General features: G+C 69.2%; 13 protein-coding genes and 1 pseudogene. 9 read left to right on the top strand and 5 right to left on the bottom strand.

All coding sequences use genetic code 11. The features are described 5' to 3' along the window. Nucleotides 1-13 precede the first annotated feature (13 nt). Entirely contained in the window at nt 14-367 is a 354-nt protein-coding gene (locus BBK82_RS25750) for a DUF1304 domain-containing protein (RefSeq protein ID WP_065917311.1), read from the top strand. On the opposite strand, the gene BBK82_RS25755 is transcribed toward BBK82_RS25750, so the two are convergent. Genes BBK82_RS25755 through pnuC form a run of 3 tightly spaced genes read right to left on the bottom strand, consistent with a single transcriptional unit; the run spans nt 288 to nt 3305 of the window. Further along, nucleotides 288-1646 (bottom strand): YibE/F family protein, encoded by a 1359-nt coding sequence (locus BBK82_RS25755; protein ID WP_083268148.1) that lies wholly within the window; start codon nt 1644-1646, stop codon nt 288-290. The two genes, BBK82_RS25750 and BBK82_RS25755, sit on opposite strands and share 80 nt — an antisense overlap. A gap of 31 nt (nt 1647-1677) precedes the next feature. Continuing rightward, the gene (locus tag BBK82_RS25760) at nt 1678-2739 is read right to left on the bottom strand and encodes an AAA family ATPase (protein WP_065917313.1); all 1062 of its coding nucleotides are present in this window, start codon (nt 2737-2739) and stop codon (nt 1678-1680) included. Further along, a complete protein-coding gene (gene pnuC / locus BBK82_RS25765; protein ID WP_237047578.1) occupies nt 2736-3305 on the bottom strand; it encodes a nicotinamide riboside transporter PnuC in 570 nt (189 codons plus the stop codon). Before pnuC ends, BBK82_RS25760 begins: the two co-directional genes overlap by 4 nt. A 26-nt stretch (nt 3306-3331) precedes the next feature. On the opposite strand from pnuC, the gene BBK82_RS25770 reads away from it, so the two are divergent. After that, nucleotides 3332-5326, top strand: coding sequence for an intein-containing Rv2578c family radical SAM protein (locus BBK82_RS25770; RefSeq protein ID WP_071812667.1), 1995 nt, complete (start codon nt 3332-3334; stop codon nt 5324-5326). Here BBK82_RS25770 and BBK82_RS25775 read toward each other — a convergent pair. Both BBK82_RS25775 and BBK82_RS25780 read right to left on the bottom strand, forming a co-directional pair. After that, a complete protein-coding gene (locus tag BBK82_RS25775; protein WP_065921347.1) occupies nt 5323-5850 on the bottom strand; it encodes a DUF4865 family protein in 528 nt (175 codons plus the stop codon). The two genes, BBK82_RS25770 and BBK82_RS25775, sit on opposite strands and share 4 nt — an antisense overlap. 49 nt (nt 5851-5899) lie before the next feature. Then, entirely contained in the window at nt 5900-6259 is a 360-nt protein-coding gene (locus BBK82_RS25780; protein WP_065917315.1) for a hypothetical protein, read from the bottom strand. Nucleotides 6260-6585: 326 nt separating this feature from the next. Here BBK82_RS25780 and BBK82_RS54310 point away from each other — a divergent pair, with 326 nt between their 5' ends. The 7 genes and pseudogenes from BBK82_RS54310 (at nt 6586) to BBK82_RS25815 (ending at nt 15291) form a co-directional block, all read left to right on the top strand. Further along, nucleotides 6586-7113 carry a TetR/AcrR family transcriptional regulator gene (locus BBK82_RS54310; RefSeq protein ID WP_418287522.1) on the top strand — a complete coding sequence of 176 codons (528 nt, stop codon included), beginning with the start codon at nt 6586-6588 and terminating at the stop codon, nt 7111-7113. Next, nucleotides 7110-7844, top strand: a complete 735-nt coding sequence (locus BBK82_RS54315; protein ID WP_065917317.1) for a TIGR03084 family metal-binding protein — start codon at nt 7110-7112, stop codon at nt 7842-7844. Before BBK82_RS54310 ends, BBK82_RS54315 begins: the two co-directional genes overlap by 4 nt. Before the next feature lie 259 nt (nt 7845-8103). Continuing rightward, nucleotides 8104-9653 (top strand): annotated as a pseudogene (locus BBK82_RS25795) (acyclic terpene utilization AtuA family protein). Beyond that, on the top strand, nt 9650-10765 hold the full coding sequence (locus tag BBK82_RS25800; RefSeq protein WP_065917318.1) for an acyl-CoA dehydrogenase family protein: 1116 nt from the start codon (nt 9650-9652) through the stop codon (nt 10763-10765). The pseudogene BBK82_RS25795 and the gene BBK82_RS25800 overlap by 4 nt, the downstream one beginning before the upstream one ends. Next, nucleotides 10765-12315, top strand: coding sequence for an acyl-CoA carboxylase subunit beta (locus BBK82_RS25805; RefSeq protein ID WP_065917319.1), 1551 nt, complete (start codon nt 10765-10767; stop codon nt 12313-12315). Before BBK82_RS25800 ends, BBK82_RS25805 begins: the two co-directional genes overlap by 1 nt. 7 nt (nt 12316-12322) lie before the next feature. Next, nucleotides 12323-14155 carry an acetyl/propionyl/methylcrotonyl-CoA carboxylase subunit alpha gene (locus BBK82_RS25810; protein ID WP_065917320.1) on the top strand — a complete coding sequence of 611 codons (1833 nt, stop codon included), beginning with the start codon at nt 12323-12325 and terminating at the stop codon, nt 14153-14155. Then, entirely contained in the window at nt 14152-15291 is a 1140-nt protein-coding gene (locus tag BBK82_RS25815; protein WP_065917321.1) for an acyl-CoA dehydrogenase family protein, read from the top strand. Before BBK82_RS25810 ends, BBK82_RS25815 begins: the two co-directional genes overlap by 4 nt. The last annotated feature ends 2 nt before the right edge of the window (nt 15292-15293 follow it).

Raw genomic sequence — 15293 nt, forward strand, 5'->3', positions numbered from 1 at the left:
GAGGAGGACGTAAGTGCAGGTCATCGCGAACATCTTGATCGCCCTGGTGGCGCTCATCCACATCTACATCGTGGTCTTGGAGATGTTCCTCTGGACGACTCCGCGCGGGCAGAAGGCGTTCGGCATCACGGCGGAGTTCGCCGAGCAGTCGAAGGCGCTCGCGGCGAACCAGGGCCTCTACAACGGGTTCCTGGCCGCCGGCCTGGTCTACGCGCTCATCCGGCAGGACTTCGGGGCGTCCGTGCTGTTCACCGTGTTCGTGATCGTCGCGGGCATCTACGGCACGTTCACGGCGAGCCGGAAGATCTTCTTCGTGCAGGTGGTGCCGGGCGCGCTGGCGCTGCTCTTCGTGCTGCTCGCTCACTAGGGCGCACCCACGGCCCCTTGTCGGGGTCGTAGCCGTAGAGGTCGCCCTCGATCCGGGTGCGCGCGGGTTTCGCAGCGGGTTTCGCAGCTGGCTCCACCGCGGGCTTCGCGCGCTTCACGGTCTTGGGTTCCGGCTCGGGTTCGGGTTCCGGCTCGGGATCCGGGGCCGCGACGGGGGTGACCTCCTGGCGCACCGCCACGAGCGCGGCCAGCGCCGTGGTCACCGGCACCGCCGCGACCAGGCCGATGCTGCCGACCAGCGTGCGCACGATCTCCTGCGCGATCTGCTGCGCCGTCAGGATCTCGCCCATCGACCGCCCGGCCAGCGAGATCGCGAGCAGCAACGGCAGCGCCGCGCCCGCGTATGCCATGACGAGCGTGTTCACGACCGACGACATGTGGTCGCGGCCGATCCGCGACCCGGCGGCGAAGAGCTCGCCCCAGGTCAGCTTCTCGTTGGCGCGCCGGAGCTCCCACACGGCGCTGGTCTGCGTCACGGTCACGTCGTCCAGCACGCCCAGCGCGCCGATTATCGTGCCCGCGAGCAGCAGCCCGCGCGTGTCGATGTCGGTGCCCAGCACCGTGACGAGGTTGATCGTGTCCTCGTCGAGGCCGGTCAGCCGCGACGCCCACGAGAACACCGCGCCCAGCACACCGATCAGCACGAGGCTGACCAACGTGCCCAGCACCGCCGTGGACGTTCTCGCGGAGACGCCGTGCGACAGGTAGAGCACCACGAACATGATCAGCCCGGCGCCGACGACCGCGACCATCAACGGGTTCTCACCGGCCAGGATCGCCGGCAGCACGAACAGCACCAGCACCACGAAGCTCAGCAGCAACGCACCCAGCGCCGCGAGCCCCTTCCACCTGCCGAGCAGCAGCACGGCGGCCGCGAACAGCACCGCCAGCAGCGCGAGCGACCAGCCGCGCTGGTAGTCGACGATCTGGTAGGACTCTGCCGCCTGCGGCTGACTGCCCGAATAGGACAGCACGACCTCGTCACCGGTCTGGTAGCGCGGCGCGCCCGGCCCGCGCAGGGTCGGGATCGTGACGCTCTGCCCGTTCGCGTCCCCGTCAGACATCTTCACGGTGACGGAGGTGCAGTTCTCGCCGCACACCCCGTCCTGCACACCCGTGACGACCGCGTTGACCGGCTTCTGGTGCAGGCCGACCTGCGCGCCGGTGCGCTGTTCGTGACCGAACGGGTACAGCAGCACGGCGCCGGCCACGGTCGCCAGCACCAACGGCACCAGCAGCCACGTCAGCAACGTCCTCACGCGCTGCGAGGCCGGTTCCGCCGCTGAGTGACTATGCCCGTGACCGTGACCCACGCGTGACATCCTGCCGCATCAGCCGTTCGACCTCTGTGACGGCCGTGGCGAACCTGTTCTCGGTCAGCTTCACCCACGGGACGCCGCGCTGGGCGAGCTCGCGTTCGAACAGGCCCGTCATCCACTCCCTGAGGTGCTCGCCGTCGCGCCAGCCGTCCTGTTCGAACGGAACGCCGAGGTGGTCGGTCAGCAGGTACAGGTGCGGCTCGGTGCCCTGGTGGACCTCGGGCCGGAAACCGAGGTAGCGCTCTCCCCAGACGGTCGCGGCGAACGCGTCGTTGTCCGCGACGACCAGCGGCGCGGTCTCGGCCCAGAGTCGTCTTTCCTGTTCGCGCGCGACGTCCTCGAAGTCGCCGAGCGTCCACACCAAACCGTCCACAGTGGCTGTTGCGTCAAACGCTTGCGCGGCTTTGAGCTTGTGCTCGGTGTGCTCCCGGCCGTACTCGGGGATCCAGGGCGCGCCGAAGTGCGCCGCCAGCTGTTTGGACAGCGTGGTCGTGCCGGTGCTCTCCGCGCCCAGCACGACGACCCGGCGGGCCAGACCGCGTTGCGTGGCGGGGGAGAGGTGGTGCCAGTGCGCGACCGGGTCCGTGCGCACGGCGGTGCCGGAGACGGCGTGCGTGGTGCGGTCGAGATCCACGAGCACGTGCTCCGCGCCCAGCCGGCGGGCGAGCTCGTCGCCGTACTTCTCGCTGGAGAACACGACGTCGACCGGAGCTCTGTGCGGTTCCCCGTCGGCGATCGCGCGCCGGGCGAGCACCGCCTTGGTGAGCTCGACGTGCAGCGACCAGATGTGGTCGTCGTCGAAGTCCATGGGGTGGTCGTCCAAGTCGCCGACAACGCGTACACCGTCGGTATACCGGTGGTGTTCAGCCAGCCACTCGACGCGGTGTGCGAGCGGTATGGCCTCTGTGGACGCCGCGAGCACCGTGACCGTGGTGCGCGTGCTGCGTGCCGCGGCCGTCTCGATCAGGTGGTGGTGGCCGTTGTGCGGTGGGTAGAACTTGCCGAGCACCAACGCGTGGTCGAACTCCTTCACACGCGCACCTCGTCCTTGAGGTCCTTCGTCCAGTTCCGCAGCCCGATCACGCACAGCACCATGAACCCCACGTACAACACTGCTGTCAGGTACAGCTCCTTGTACGCGTAGAGCGGCACGTAGATGACGTCCGCGGCGATCCACAGCCACCAGCACTCGACCTTCTTGCGCGCCTGTCCCCAAGTGGCCAGGAGGGACAGCACGGTCGTGATCGCGTCCCAGAACGGCACCGTCGACTGCGTGAAACTGATGAGGATCCAGTGCAGTAGAGCGGTTCCTGCGACTCCTGTGACTGCGAGGGTGATCCACTGGTTCGTGGTCGTGCGACCGACTTTCAGGGTGCTGTGCTGCTCGCCGCCGCGCACCCACGCCCACCACCCGTAGACCGCCAGGACCATGTAGACGACCTGCAGCCCGGAGTCCGCGTAGAGCCCGCTTCCCCAGAACAGCACCAAGAACGCGATGTTGTTGGCGATCCCGATGGGCCAGTTCCAGGGGTTCTGGCGGGCGACCAGCCACACGCAGAGTGCGCCGGTGACGAAGCCTGCAACCTCAATGGGTGACACGTGCTCTCCTTGACCGGTGTTCGAACATGTGTTCGAATCGAGGTGTGCGATGGGACGGGCAGAAACTCGAGGCAGAGCCACAACAGGCACTACCGGGGCTACCGGGACTGGTGCGCAGCGTACGAACTCCGGAGTTCGCGGACGTGGTGTTCCACGAGGTCCGCGCCAAATCCGTGCTCAACGGGGTACCGGGTTCGTCGTTGCCCTTCTCGTGGACCGTCAACCCGTACCGGGGATGTTCACACGCCTGCACGTACTGCATGGCCGGCGACACCCCGATCCTGATGGGCGACGGCCGCACCAAGCCGCTGTCCGAACTGCGCGCGGGCGACCAGATCTACGGCACCGAGCTCGTCGGCAACTACCGCCGCTACAAGCTCACCACGGTCTTGGCGCAGTGGGAGACCGAGAAGGTCGGCTACCGCCTCACGCTGGAGGACGGCACCTCCGTCGTCGCGTCCGGCGACCACCGGTTCCTGACCGACCGCGGCTGGAAGCACGTGACCGGTGAGACCGCCGGCACCGGCCGCCGCCCGCACCTCACGACCGGCAACAAGCTCATGGGCACGGGGGCTTTCGTCGAGCAGCCCACCGTCACCGACGACTACCGCCGCGGCTACCTGCGCGGCATGGTCGAGGACGAGCACGAGTTCCGCATCCCCCTGGCCGACATCGAGGCCATGGACCGCACCCGCGAGTACCTCGACTACTTCGGTGTGCGAGAAGGGAGGGGATTTCTGCACCAAGTGCGCGAGCTCGCGCACTGGCAGATAGCCCCGAACCCCGACTGGCTCAAGGGATTCCTCGCGGGTGCGTTCGACTACCTCGGCACCTGCTCGCGCAGCATCCTGCGCCTGTCCACCCGCAACGCCACCGTGATCGAGGCGATCTGCCTGGCGTTGAAGCACTTCCACTTCGACTTCGCGATCGAGGAGCTGCGCCGCCGCCGCGGCGTGCGGGTCGTGCGACTGCGCGGCGGCCTGCGCGAGAACCTGCGCTTCTTCCACCTCGTCGACCCGGCGATCACCCGCAAGCGCGACATCGACGGCGTGGCGATCAAGTCGCAGCAGCCGCTGGGCGTCGTGTCCGTGGAACAGCTCGGCGAGATGCCGCTTTACGACATCACGACCGGCACCGGTGACTTCATCGCGAACGGGGTGGTGTCCCACAACTGCTTCGCCCGCAAGACGCACTCCTACCTCGACCTCGACACGGGCCACGACTTCGACAACCAGCTGATCGTCAAGGTCAACGCCGGCGAAGTGCTCTCGCGCCAGCTGCGTGCGCCGAAGTGGAAGCAGGAGCACGTCGCGCTCGGCACCAACACCGACCCGTACCAGCGGGCGGAGGGCCGGTACGCCTTGATGCCGGGGATCATCGAGGCCCTGACCGCCTCCCGCACCCCCTTCTCGATCCTGACGAAGGGCACCCTGCTGGCCCGCGACCTCCCCCTGCTGGTCGCGGCCTCGGAGGTGGTCCCGGTCGGCATCGCCGTCTCGCTCGCGCTGCTGGACCGGGACCTCCACCGCTCGCTGGAACCGGGCACGCCGACCCCGGCCGCACGCCTCGACCTGGTGCGCAAGGTGCGCGAGGCCGGCCTGCCGTGCGGCGTGTTCGTGGCCCCGGTGCTGCCCGAGCTGACGGACTCCGTGGAACAGCTGGACTTCCTGCTGGAGCAGATCGCGGACGCCGGCGCCACCGGTGTGACCGTGCTGCCCCTGCACCTGCGGCCGGGCGCTCGCGAGTGGTTCGCGGCCTGGTTGCGCCGGGAACACCCGGACCTGATCGAGACCTACCGGCACCTGTACGGCAACGGGTCCTATGTGGACCGGGGCTACCGCCGCAGGCTGGCTGCGCGGGTCACGCCGTTGATCGAGAAGCACGGCCTGGCACCGCGCGGCCGCCCGGCGGAAGCCGTGACCGGTGTGCCCGGTGACGACGAGGGCGTGTGGCCGGACGGCAGCCTGCCGATCGGCGTGCCCGCACCGCGCGTCGACCAGGAACAGCTGACCCTGCTCTAGCTCGTTCCGATCCTGTCGAGCTCCGGCGCCGACAGGTGGAGGACCTCGTAGACACCCTCTTCCCCGGGGTGTTCCTCCCACAGTTCGAAGCGCACGACTTCCCACGTGCGCGGATCGACGCCGACGGCCGCTGAGTGCAGGCCGGGCGTCTTGTTCAGTTTCATGTCGCTGAGTGCGTCGATCGGGTTCGCCTCCGGAGCGAGCCTCGTGATCGTGCGTGTCGCGTACTTCGCCTCTTTCGCGTCACCTCTGGTGAACGCTGTGCCGGGCCAATGCATGACTGTCGGCCGGCCGAAGTCCCTGATGATGTTCTGGAAGCCGCCGCCGCGGTACAGGAAGTTCGCCATCCCTTCCGTCGTGTTCCAGACGTAGAACGGCGCGTACTGCGTGTTGCGTGTCAGGTAAGCCTTGAACCCCAGGCCTTCGAAGTCGTCCAGCGCGTGCCCGCGGGTGCGGACGCGTTCGCGGATGATCTCCATGTCGTAGTCGGCCGGCAACGTGATCTCGTACTGCATCGCGATCATGCTTCCGTTGTACCGGGCCGCGAGGTGGGCCCGGTACAACGTTTCGGTTCTAGCTCCAGCCGCCTTGGACCATCGTCTGGAACTTCCACTGCTCGCCGACCTTCACCAGCAGGTCGCCGTACCGCACCGTGACCCCGTTGATCGTGCCGTCGGTGATGACGAACACCAGGTTGTCGTTGACGAAGTGCGGCGTCCTGGTCGACTCCATCTGCACCTCGCCGCCTCCCACCTGCGCACCCATCTCCTGGAGGAAGCGCTCCCGGTCCCACGACGTCGCCGAGCCGTCGGTGACCGCGTTGATCGGGAACAGGGCCATGTCGGCCATCTTCTCGACCTCGCCCGCGACGGCGAGCGCGTCCCACCGCGTGAACCAGTCCTGCACCTGCGCCTGGGCCTCTTCGTGCGCCATACCGTACATTGTACGGAACGCTCGCGGTTTCGTCGAGCAGGTCTTCCGGCTCGCCGTTTGCCCAGGTGGAACGGTATTGCGTCACTCGGCCGGGTGAAGCTCGTCCTGATCCACGCCTGCCCACGTCTTTCTCATGTCCCGATCGACAGACCGTCCCCGCCCCGCAAAGAGGAAACGCGGGTGGGTGCGGACTTGGGAGATGAGGAGGTGTGACCTGAGAACACTTACAAGCAAGCTTGACTGTTTGTTTGTGTGCCGGAACACTCGGGCACGTGGAGACCAGGCAGCGGCAAGCCGACCGCACCCGCGAGACCAAGCGCAAGCTCATGGAGGCAACCGTCGAGTGCCTGGTCGAGCACGGCTGGTCCGGCACCACGACGACGGTGGTGGCCGAACGCGCCGGCGTGTCCCGCGGTGCGCAGCTGCACCACTTCCGGACACGCGGCGAGCTGGTGGCGGCGGCGGTGGAACACGTGGGCGCGGAGAGCGTCGAGGTGTTGAAGCGGCGGGCGGCGGTTGCCGAGAAGAGCACGCACGCGGTGGTGGAGCTGATCGCGGACTTCCACGCGAGCGACCTGTTCACCGCGGCCCTGGAGCTGTGGGTGGCGGCGCGGACGGACCCCGAGCTGCGGGAGCAGGTGCTGGACCTGCAGGCGCGGCTGGGGCGCGAGGTCTACGGGCTGGCGTTGGAGCTGCTGGACGTCGACGACACCGAGCCGGGGGTGAAGGACGCCGTGCAGGCGACGCTGGACCTGGTCCGCGGCCTGGCGCTGGCGAACCAGCTCGGCGACGACGGCAAGCGGCGTGCGCATGTGGTGCGTTACTGGGCGAGGATCCTGGAGGAGCAGCTGTGATCACGGAACTGCTGGCCGACCTCGACGCCGAGTCGTGGGAGCTCGACGAGCTCGTGGCGAGGCACGAGGACTGGACGGTCCCCACGCCGGCGCAGGGGTGGACGGTCGGGCACCAGATCGGTCATCTCATGTGGACGGACAAGGCGGCGATCCTGGCGATCACGGACCCGGAGGCGTTCCAGGCCCAGCCGCTGACACCGGACATCGTGGACCGGACCGCGGAGGAGGCGGCGGGGCTGCCGGACCTGCTGGAGCTGTGGCGGGACAGCCGGGCGAAGCTGCGCGAGCACCTGGCCGCGGCGAGCGGGAAGATCGTGTGGTTCGGGCCGCCGATGAGCCCGGCTTCGATGGCCACCGCGCGGATCATGGAGACCTGGGCGCACGGGCAGGACGTGGCCGACGCGTTCGGGGTCACGCGGGAGCCGACGCGGCGGATCAGGCACGTGTGCCACATCGGGGTGCGGACGGTGGGGTTCGCGTTCCTGTTGAACGGCAAGGCAGCGCCCGAGCAAGAGATCCGCGTCGAGCTCACCGGGCCGGGCGGGGAGTTGTGGACGTGGGGGCCGCAGGACGCGGAGAACCGGGTCACCGGGCCGGCGTTGGACTTCGCGTTCCTGGTGACGCAGCGGAGGAACCGCGAGCAGCTGAAGATCGAGGCGACCGGGCCGGTGGCCGAGGAGTGGGTGCCGATCGCGCAGGCGTTCGCGGGGCCGCCTGGGGGTGGGCGGTGAGCGCGGGAGCAGCTGCCTGGCGCGGTGGCGGTCGGAGGTCGGCAGCCCGCGTGGGCGCGGTGCCGGGCGCGCGGGTGTTCGCGGAAACGGTTGCAGGCTGGCGGTGGGCGGGTGCCGGGTGCGCGGGCGTTCGCGGAAACGGTCGCAGGCCCGCGGTAGGAGCGGGTGATCGGCGCGTCGGCGCGCGGAGGCCGGAGGTGGCCGGGCGTGCCAGCGGAGGTGGGCCCGCAGCGGGCCCGGTGCGTCCGGAGGTCGGCGCGTGGTGATCAGGATCGGCAACGCGTCCGGCTTCTACGGCGACCGGCTCAGCGCGGTGCGGGAGCAGCTCGAAGGTGGGCACCTCGACGTGCTGACCGGGGACTACCTGGCCGAGCTCACCATGTTGATCCTCGGGCGCGACCGGATGAAGGACCCGGAGCTGGGGTACGCCAAGACGTTCCTCCGGCAGATGGAGGAGTGCCTGGGGCTGGCGCTCGACCAGGGCGTCAAGATCGTCACGAACGCCGGTGGGCTCAACCCCGAGGGGCTGGCGCGCAAGCTCAAGACGATCGTCGGGGAAGCCAAGGTCGGGTACGTGACCGGCGACGACCTCAAGGCGCAGTTCCCGCAGAGCCTCACGGCCAACGCCTACCTCGGGGCGTGGGAGATCGCCGAGTGCCTGAAGCAGGGGGCGCAGGTCGTGGTGACCGGGCGGGTCACGGATGCGAGCCTCGTGGTGGGACCGGCCGCGGCGCACTTCGGGTGGGGGAGACAGGACTGGGACAGGCTCGCGGGGGCCACGGTCGCGGGGCACGTGCTGGAGTGCGGGACGCAGGCCACCGGCGGGAACTACTCGTTCTTCACCGAGATCGACGTGACCAGGCCGGGGTTTCCGATCGCGGAGGTCCGCGAGGACGGCAGCAGCCTGATCACCAAGCACGAAGGCACGGGCGGAGCGGTCACGGTCGACACCGTCACGGCGCAGCTGCTGTACGAGATCGGGGCACCGGAGTACCTCGGGCCGGACGTCACGACTCACTTCGACACGGTCGTGTTGCAAAGCCACGAGCGCGGGGTGGAGATCAGCGGGACCAAGGGGAGTCCGCCGCCGGAGACGCTGAAGGTCTGCCTGAACACGTTGGGCGGGTTCAGGAACGGGACGACGTTCGTCCTCACCGGACTCCAGGTCGAAGAGAAAGCCGCGTTGGTCAAGCGGCAGCTGCACGACGCCATCGGCGACGAAGGCCTCACCTGGACGCTTGCGCGCACGGACCAAGCAGACGCCGGAACCGAAGAGCAGGCGAGCGCGCTGCTGCACGTCACCGTCAAGACAGCCGATCCCAAGCGGGCCAAGGCGTTCAGCAGGGCCGCGATCGAGCTGGCGCTGGCGAGCTACCCCGGGTTCCACGTCACGGCGCCGCCGAGTGACGGCACGCCGTTCGGGGTCTACGAAGCCGCGTACGTGAGCCGGGCAGAGGTCAGTGCGAAGGCGGTGTTGTTGTGAGCACGGTGAGGAAGCCGCTGGGCACGATCGCCGGCGCGCGCAGTGGTGACAAAGGTGGCGACGCGAACCTCGGGGTCTGGGTTCGCACGGAAGAGCAGTACGAGTGGCTGGAGAAGACCCTCACCACCGACCGGCTCAAGGAGCTGCTGCCGGAAGCGGACGAAGTCACCCGGTACGAGCTGAAGAACCTCAAGGCGCTCAACTTCGTGCTGCACGGGCTGCTGGGTGAGGGCGTGGCGAGCAGCACGCGGTTCGACCCGCAGGCCAAGGCGCTCGGCGAGTGGTTGCGCAGTCGAGTGGTCGACATCCCGGAGGCGCTGCTGTGATCGCGAAGGACCTGTTCGACGAGCGCGAGGAGCTGCGCAGCCTCGTACGAAACTTCACCTGCAAGGAGATCGTCCCGCACCTCGCCGAGTGGGAGCGCGCCGGTGAGGTGCCGCGCGAGCTGCACAAGAAGGCGGCGGGGATCGGCCTGCTGGGCATCGGGTTCGAGCACGGCGACCTGATCGACTCGGTCGTCGTCACCGAGGAGGTCATCCAGGCCGGTGGGTCGTCGGGGGTGATCGCGGCGCTGCTCACGCTCGGCATCGCCATCCCGCACATCTGGCAGTCCGGCAACCAGGACCTCATCGACAGGTTCGCGAAACCGGCGATCGGCGGCGAGAAGATCGGCAGCCTCGCGGTCACCGAGCCCGGCGCCGGTTCCGATGTCGCCGCCATCACGACCAAGGCGACGAAACAAGGCGACCACTACGTCGTCAACGGCGCGAAGACGTTCATCACCTCCGGCTGCCGCGCGGACTTCGTGACCACGGCGGTCCGCACCGGCGAACCCGGTTACCAGGGCATCTCACTGCTGGTGATCGAGGACGGCTTCACCAGGAGGAAGCTCGACAAGATGGGCTGGCACTGCAGCGACACCGCCGAGCTGCACTTCGACGACGTCAAGGTACCGGCGAAGAACCTGGTGGGAGAGGAGAACCAGGGGTTCGTCCAGATCATGCGGCAGTTCCAGGTCGAGCGCATCACCCTGGCGGCCCAGGCGTACGCGACGGCCCAGCGCGCGCTCGACCTGACCGTCGGTTGGGTCCGCAACCGCGAGACGTTCGGCAAACCGCTCGTCAAACGGCAGGTCGTCAGCCACCGGCTCGCCGAGATGGCCATGAAGATCGACCTCGCCAGGACCTACACGCGCGAGACCGCGATCAGGATCAACCGCGGTGAGGACTGCGTCACGGAGGTCTGCTTCGCCAAGAACGCGGCCGTCGAGACGTGTGCGGAAGTGGTGGACGCGGCGGTGCAGCTGCACGGCGGCATGGGATACATGCGGGAGTCCGAAGTGGAGCGCCACTACCGGGACGCCCGCATCCTCGGCATCGGGGGAGGTGCGAGCGAGGTGATGACCGAGCTCGCGGCGCGACGATTGGGGTTCGCCTGATGGGCAACAGGGAGGCGCTGCTCGCGAAGATCGCGCAGCTCGACGCCGAGCACGAGAAGGCGCTCGCCGGCGGCGGGCCGAAGTACGTCGAACGGCACCACAAGCGCGGCAAGCTCCTCGCCAGGGAACGCGTCGAGCTGCTGGTCGACGAGGACAGCCCGTTCCTGGAGCTGTCCGCGCTCGCGGCCTGGGGCACCGACTTCCCGGTCGGCGCGAGTGTCGTCACCGGCATCGGGCGCATCGAGGGCGTCGAGTGCGTGATCGTCGCCAACGACCCGACCGTCCGCGGCGGGTCGAGCAACCCGTACACACTGCGAAAGAGCCTCAGGGCCAACGACATCGCGCTGCAGAACCGGTTGCCGCTGGTCAGCCTCGTCGAGTCCGGCGGCGCCGACCTGCCGACGCAGAGCGAGATCTTCATCCCCGGCGGCCGCGCGTTCCGCGACCTGACCCGACTGAGTGCGGCCGGCATCCCCACGATCACCGCGGTCTTCGGCAACGCCACGGCAGGCGGCGCGTACGTGCCGGGCATGTCCGACCACGTGATCATGATCAAGGACCGCTCGAAGGTGTTCCTGGGCGGTCCGCCGCTGGTCAAGATGGCGACCGGCGAGGACGCCGACGACGAGTCACTGGGCGGCGCCACCATGCACGGCACCACGTCCGGGCTCGCCGACTTCGTGGCCGAGGACGAGACCGACGCGATCAGGCTGGCCCGCCGCGTCGTCGCGAACCTCAACTGGCGCAAGCAGGGCCCGCGGCCGCACGAACCGGAAGAGCCGAGGTTCAGCCAGGACAGCCTCCTCGACATCGTCAGCGAGGACCAGCGCGTCCCGTTCGACCCGCGCGACGTCATCGCCCGGCTCGTCGACGCGTCCCGGTTCGACGAGTTCAAACCGTTGTACGGCACCAGCCTCGTCACCGGCTGGGCCCGCATCCACGGCTACCCCGTCGGCATCCTCGCCAACGCCCGCGGCGTGCTGTTCAGCGAGGAGTCGCAGAAGGCCACGCAGTTCATCCAGCTCGCCAACCAGAGCGACACCCCGCTGGTCTTCCTGCAGAACACCACGGGCTACATGGTCGGCGCGCAGTACGAGCAGGGCGGCATCGTCAAGCACGGCTCGATGATGATCAACGCCGTCTCCAACAGCAAGGTCCCGCACCTGACGATCACCATGGGCGCGAGTTACGGCGCGGGCAACTACGGCATGTGCGGCCGCGCCTACGACCCGCGGTTCCTGTTCACCTGGCCCAACGCCAAGTCCGCCGTGATGGGCCCCGCGCAGCTCGCCGGCGTGCTGTCGATCGTCGGCAGGCAGGCCGCGATCGCCAAGGGCCAGGAGTACAACGAGGAGCACGACGCCGCCATGCGCAAGATGGTGGAGGCGCAGATCGAGGAGCAGTCGCTCGCCCCGTTCCTGTCCGGGAAGCTCTACGACGACGGCGTCATCGACCCGCGCGACACCAGGACCGTGCTCGCCCTCTGCCTCTCCGCTGTCCACAGCGGACCGATCGAGGGCGCCGACGGCTTCGGCGTCTTCCGGATGTGAGAGCCACATGATCAAGACTCTCCTCATCGCGAACCGCGGCGAGATCGCCCGCCGCATCATCCGCACCTGCAAGGCGAACGGCATCCGCACGGTCGCGGTCTTCTCGGACCCGGACGCCACCGCGCCGCACGTCCGCGAGGCCGACTTCGCGGTCCACCTGCCCGGCGCCTCGCCGACCGACACCTACCTCCGTGCCGACCTGCTCGTCGAAGCGGCACGCACCGCCGGCGCCGACGCCGTCCACCCCGGCTACGGCTTCCTCAGCGAGAACGCCGGCTTCGCGCGAGCAGTGGAAACCGCGGGTCTCACCTGGGTCGGCCCGGCACCGGATGCCATCGAGGCCATGGGCTCCAAGGTCGCCGCCAAGAAGCGGATGGCGGCCGCCGGAGTCCCGACCCTGCCCGAGCTCGACCCCGACACCGTCACCGAGTTCCCGGTGCTGATCAAGGCATCGGCCGGTGGTGGCGGCCGCGGCATGCGGGTCGTGCGCGAGAAAGCGGAGTTCCACGACGCACTCGCCAGCGCCCGCCGCGAGGCCGAGTCCGCGTTCGGCGACCCCACGGTGTTCTGCGAGCCGCTGCTCGAACACGCCCGGCACGTCGAGGTGCAGATCCTCGCCGACACGCACGGCACGGTGTGGGCGCTCGGCGAACGCGAGTGCTCGATCCAGCGCAGGCACCAGAAGATCGTCGAGGAGTCCCCGAGCCCCGCGGTCGACGACGAGATCCGCGAACGCCTGTTCGCCGCCGCCGTGGCCGCCGCCGGGTCGATCGGCTACGTCGGCGCGGGCACGGTCGAGTTCATGTTGAAGGGCACCGACTTCCACTTCCTGGAGGTCAACACCCGGCTCCAGGTCGAGCACCCGGTCACCGAACTGGTGCACGGCGTCGACCTGGTCGAGTGGCAGCTCCGGATCGCGGAAGGCGCCAGGCTGCCGGAGGAACCGCCGCGACCCCGGGGCCACGCCATCGAGGTCCGCCTCTACGCCGAGGACCCCGCGCACGACTGGCGTCCGGCCAGCGGCACCCTGCACCGGTTCCACGTGCCCGGCGACGTCCGGCTCGACAGCGGCGTCGAGGACGGCTCCGAGGTCTCCGTGCACTACGACCCCATGCTGGCCAAGGTGGTCGCGCACGCGCCGACCCGCAGGGCCGCCGCCCGCAAGCTCGCGACCGCCCTCGCCGACGCGCGGATCCACGGCCTGGTCACGAACCGCCGCCTGCTCGTCGACGTCCTCGAACACGACGCGTTCCTCGACGGCGACACGCACACCGGGTTCCTGACCGAGCACGACCTCACCAGGACCGTTGACCCGCAACCGTTTGCGCTCGCGGCGGCACTGGCGAACGCGGCCACCCGCAGGATCGGGCACCTGCCGCTCGGCTGGCGCAACGTGCGCTCCCAGCGGCCGAAGGCGAAGTTCCTCCACGGCGACGAGCTGATCGAGGTCGAGTACGACCCGCGGCAGGCGACGGAGAACACCGTCGTGCTGGACCTGGACGGCGTGCGGGTCCCGTTCCACGTGGCCCGCTACGACGACCTGGTCGAGGTCGACTCGCCGCGCGGGTCGCTGACCCTGAGGGTCGTGCCCCGCTTCCCCGAACCGCAGACGAAGCTCGCACCGGGCGCGACGGTCGCCCCGATGCCGGGCACGGTCGTGAGGGTCAGCGTCGAGCAGGGCCAGCAGGTCGAGGCAGGCGCCGAGCTGCTGGTGCTGGAGGCCATGAAGATGGAACACCGCGTGCTCGCGACCAACGCGGGCACCGTCGCCGAGCTCCTCGTCGAGCGCGCACAGCAGGTCAACGCCGGAGATGTCCTGGCAGTGGTGGAGGAATCGTGAGCTTCGTCGAGTCGCAAGAGCGGATCGCGCTGCGCAGGGCCGTCGCGGAGCTGGGGGCCAAGTACGGCAACGAGTACTTCGCCGCCAAGGCCCGCGCCGGGGAGAAGACCACCGAGCTGTGGCAGGAGGCGGGCAAGCTCGGCTACCTCGGCGTCGCGGTGCCGGAGGAGTACGGCGGCGGTGGCGGTGGCATCGGCGACCTCGCCGCGGTGTGCGAGGAGCTGGCCGCGGCCGGGTGCCCGTTGCTGCTCATGGTGGTCTCACCGGCGATCTGCGCCACGGTGATCGCCAGGTTCGGCACCGCCGAGCAGAAGTCCAAGTGGCTGCCCGGTTTCGCCGACGGCACGCTCAAGATGGCCTTCGCGATCACCGAGCCGGACGCGGGCTCCAACGCGCACAAGCTCAAGACCACCGTCCGCCGCGACGGCGACGAGTGGGTCCTCAACGGCAGCAAGACCTACATCTCCGGCATCGACGAGGTCGACGCCGTGCTCGTCGTCTCCATCCAGGCGACCGGCCCGGTGCTCGTCGTCGTGCCCACGAACGCCGAGGGCTTCACCCACCACGAGATCGAGATGGACCTGCTGTCGCCGGAGAAGCAGTTCACGCTGTTCTTCGACGACGTGCGGCTGCCCGCGGACGCCGTCGTCGGCTCACCGGACCAGGGCCTGCTGCAGGTCTTCGCGGGCCTCAACCCCGAACGGATCATGGGCGCGAGCATGGCCACCGGCTCGGCGCGGCTCGCGGTCGGCAAGGCCGTCACCTACGCGAAGCAGCGCCAGGTGTGGGACACGCCGATCGGCGCGCACCAGGGCCTGGCGCACCCGCTCGCGAAGATCCACATCGAGATCGAGCTGGCCAGGCTGATGACGCAGAAGGCGGCCGCGCTCTACGACGGCGGGCGCGACAAGGAGGCCGGTGAGGCCGCGAACATGGCCAAGTACGCGGCGGGCGAGGCGGTCGCGGCCGCCGTGGACCAGGCGATCCAGACCCACGGCGGCAACGGGCTCACCGCGGAGTTCGGCCTCGCGTCGATGCTCGGCATGTCCCGGCTGTCGCGGATCGCGCCCGTCAGCAGGGAGATGGTCCTGAACTTCGTCGCGCAGAACTCGCTCAAGCTTCCGCGCTCCTACTGACA

Origin of the sequence: Lentzea guizhouensis (genome assembly GCF_001701025.1) — a bacterium.
Taxonomy (GTDB): Bacteria; Actinomycetota; Actinomycetes; order Mycobacteriales; family Pseudonocardiaceae; genus Lentzea; species Lentzea guizhouensis.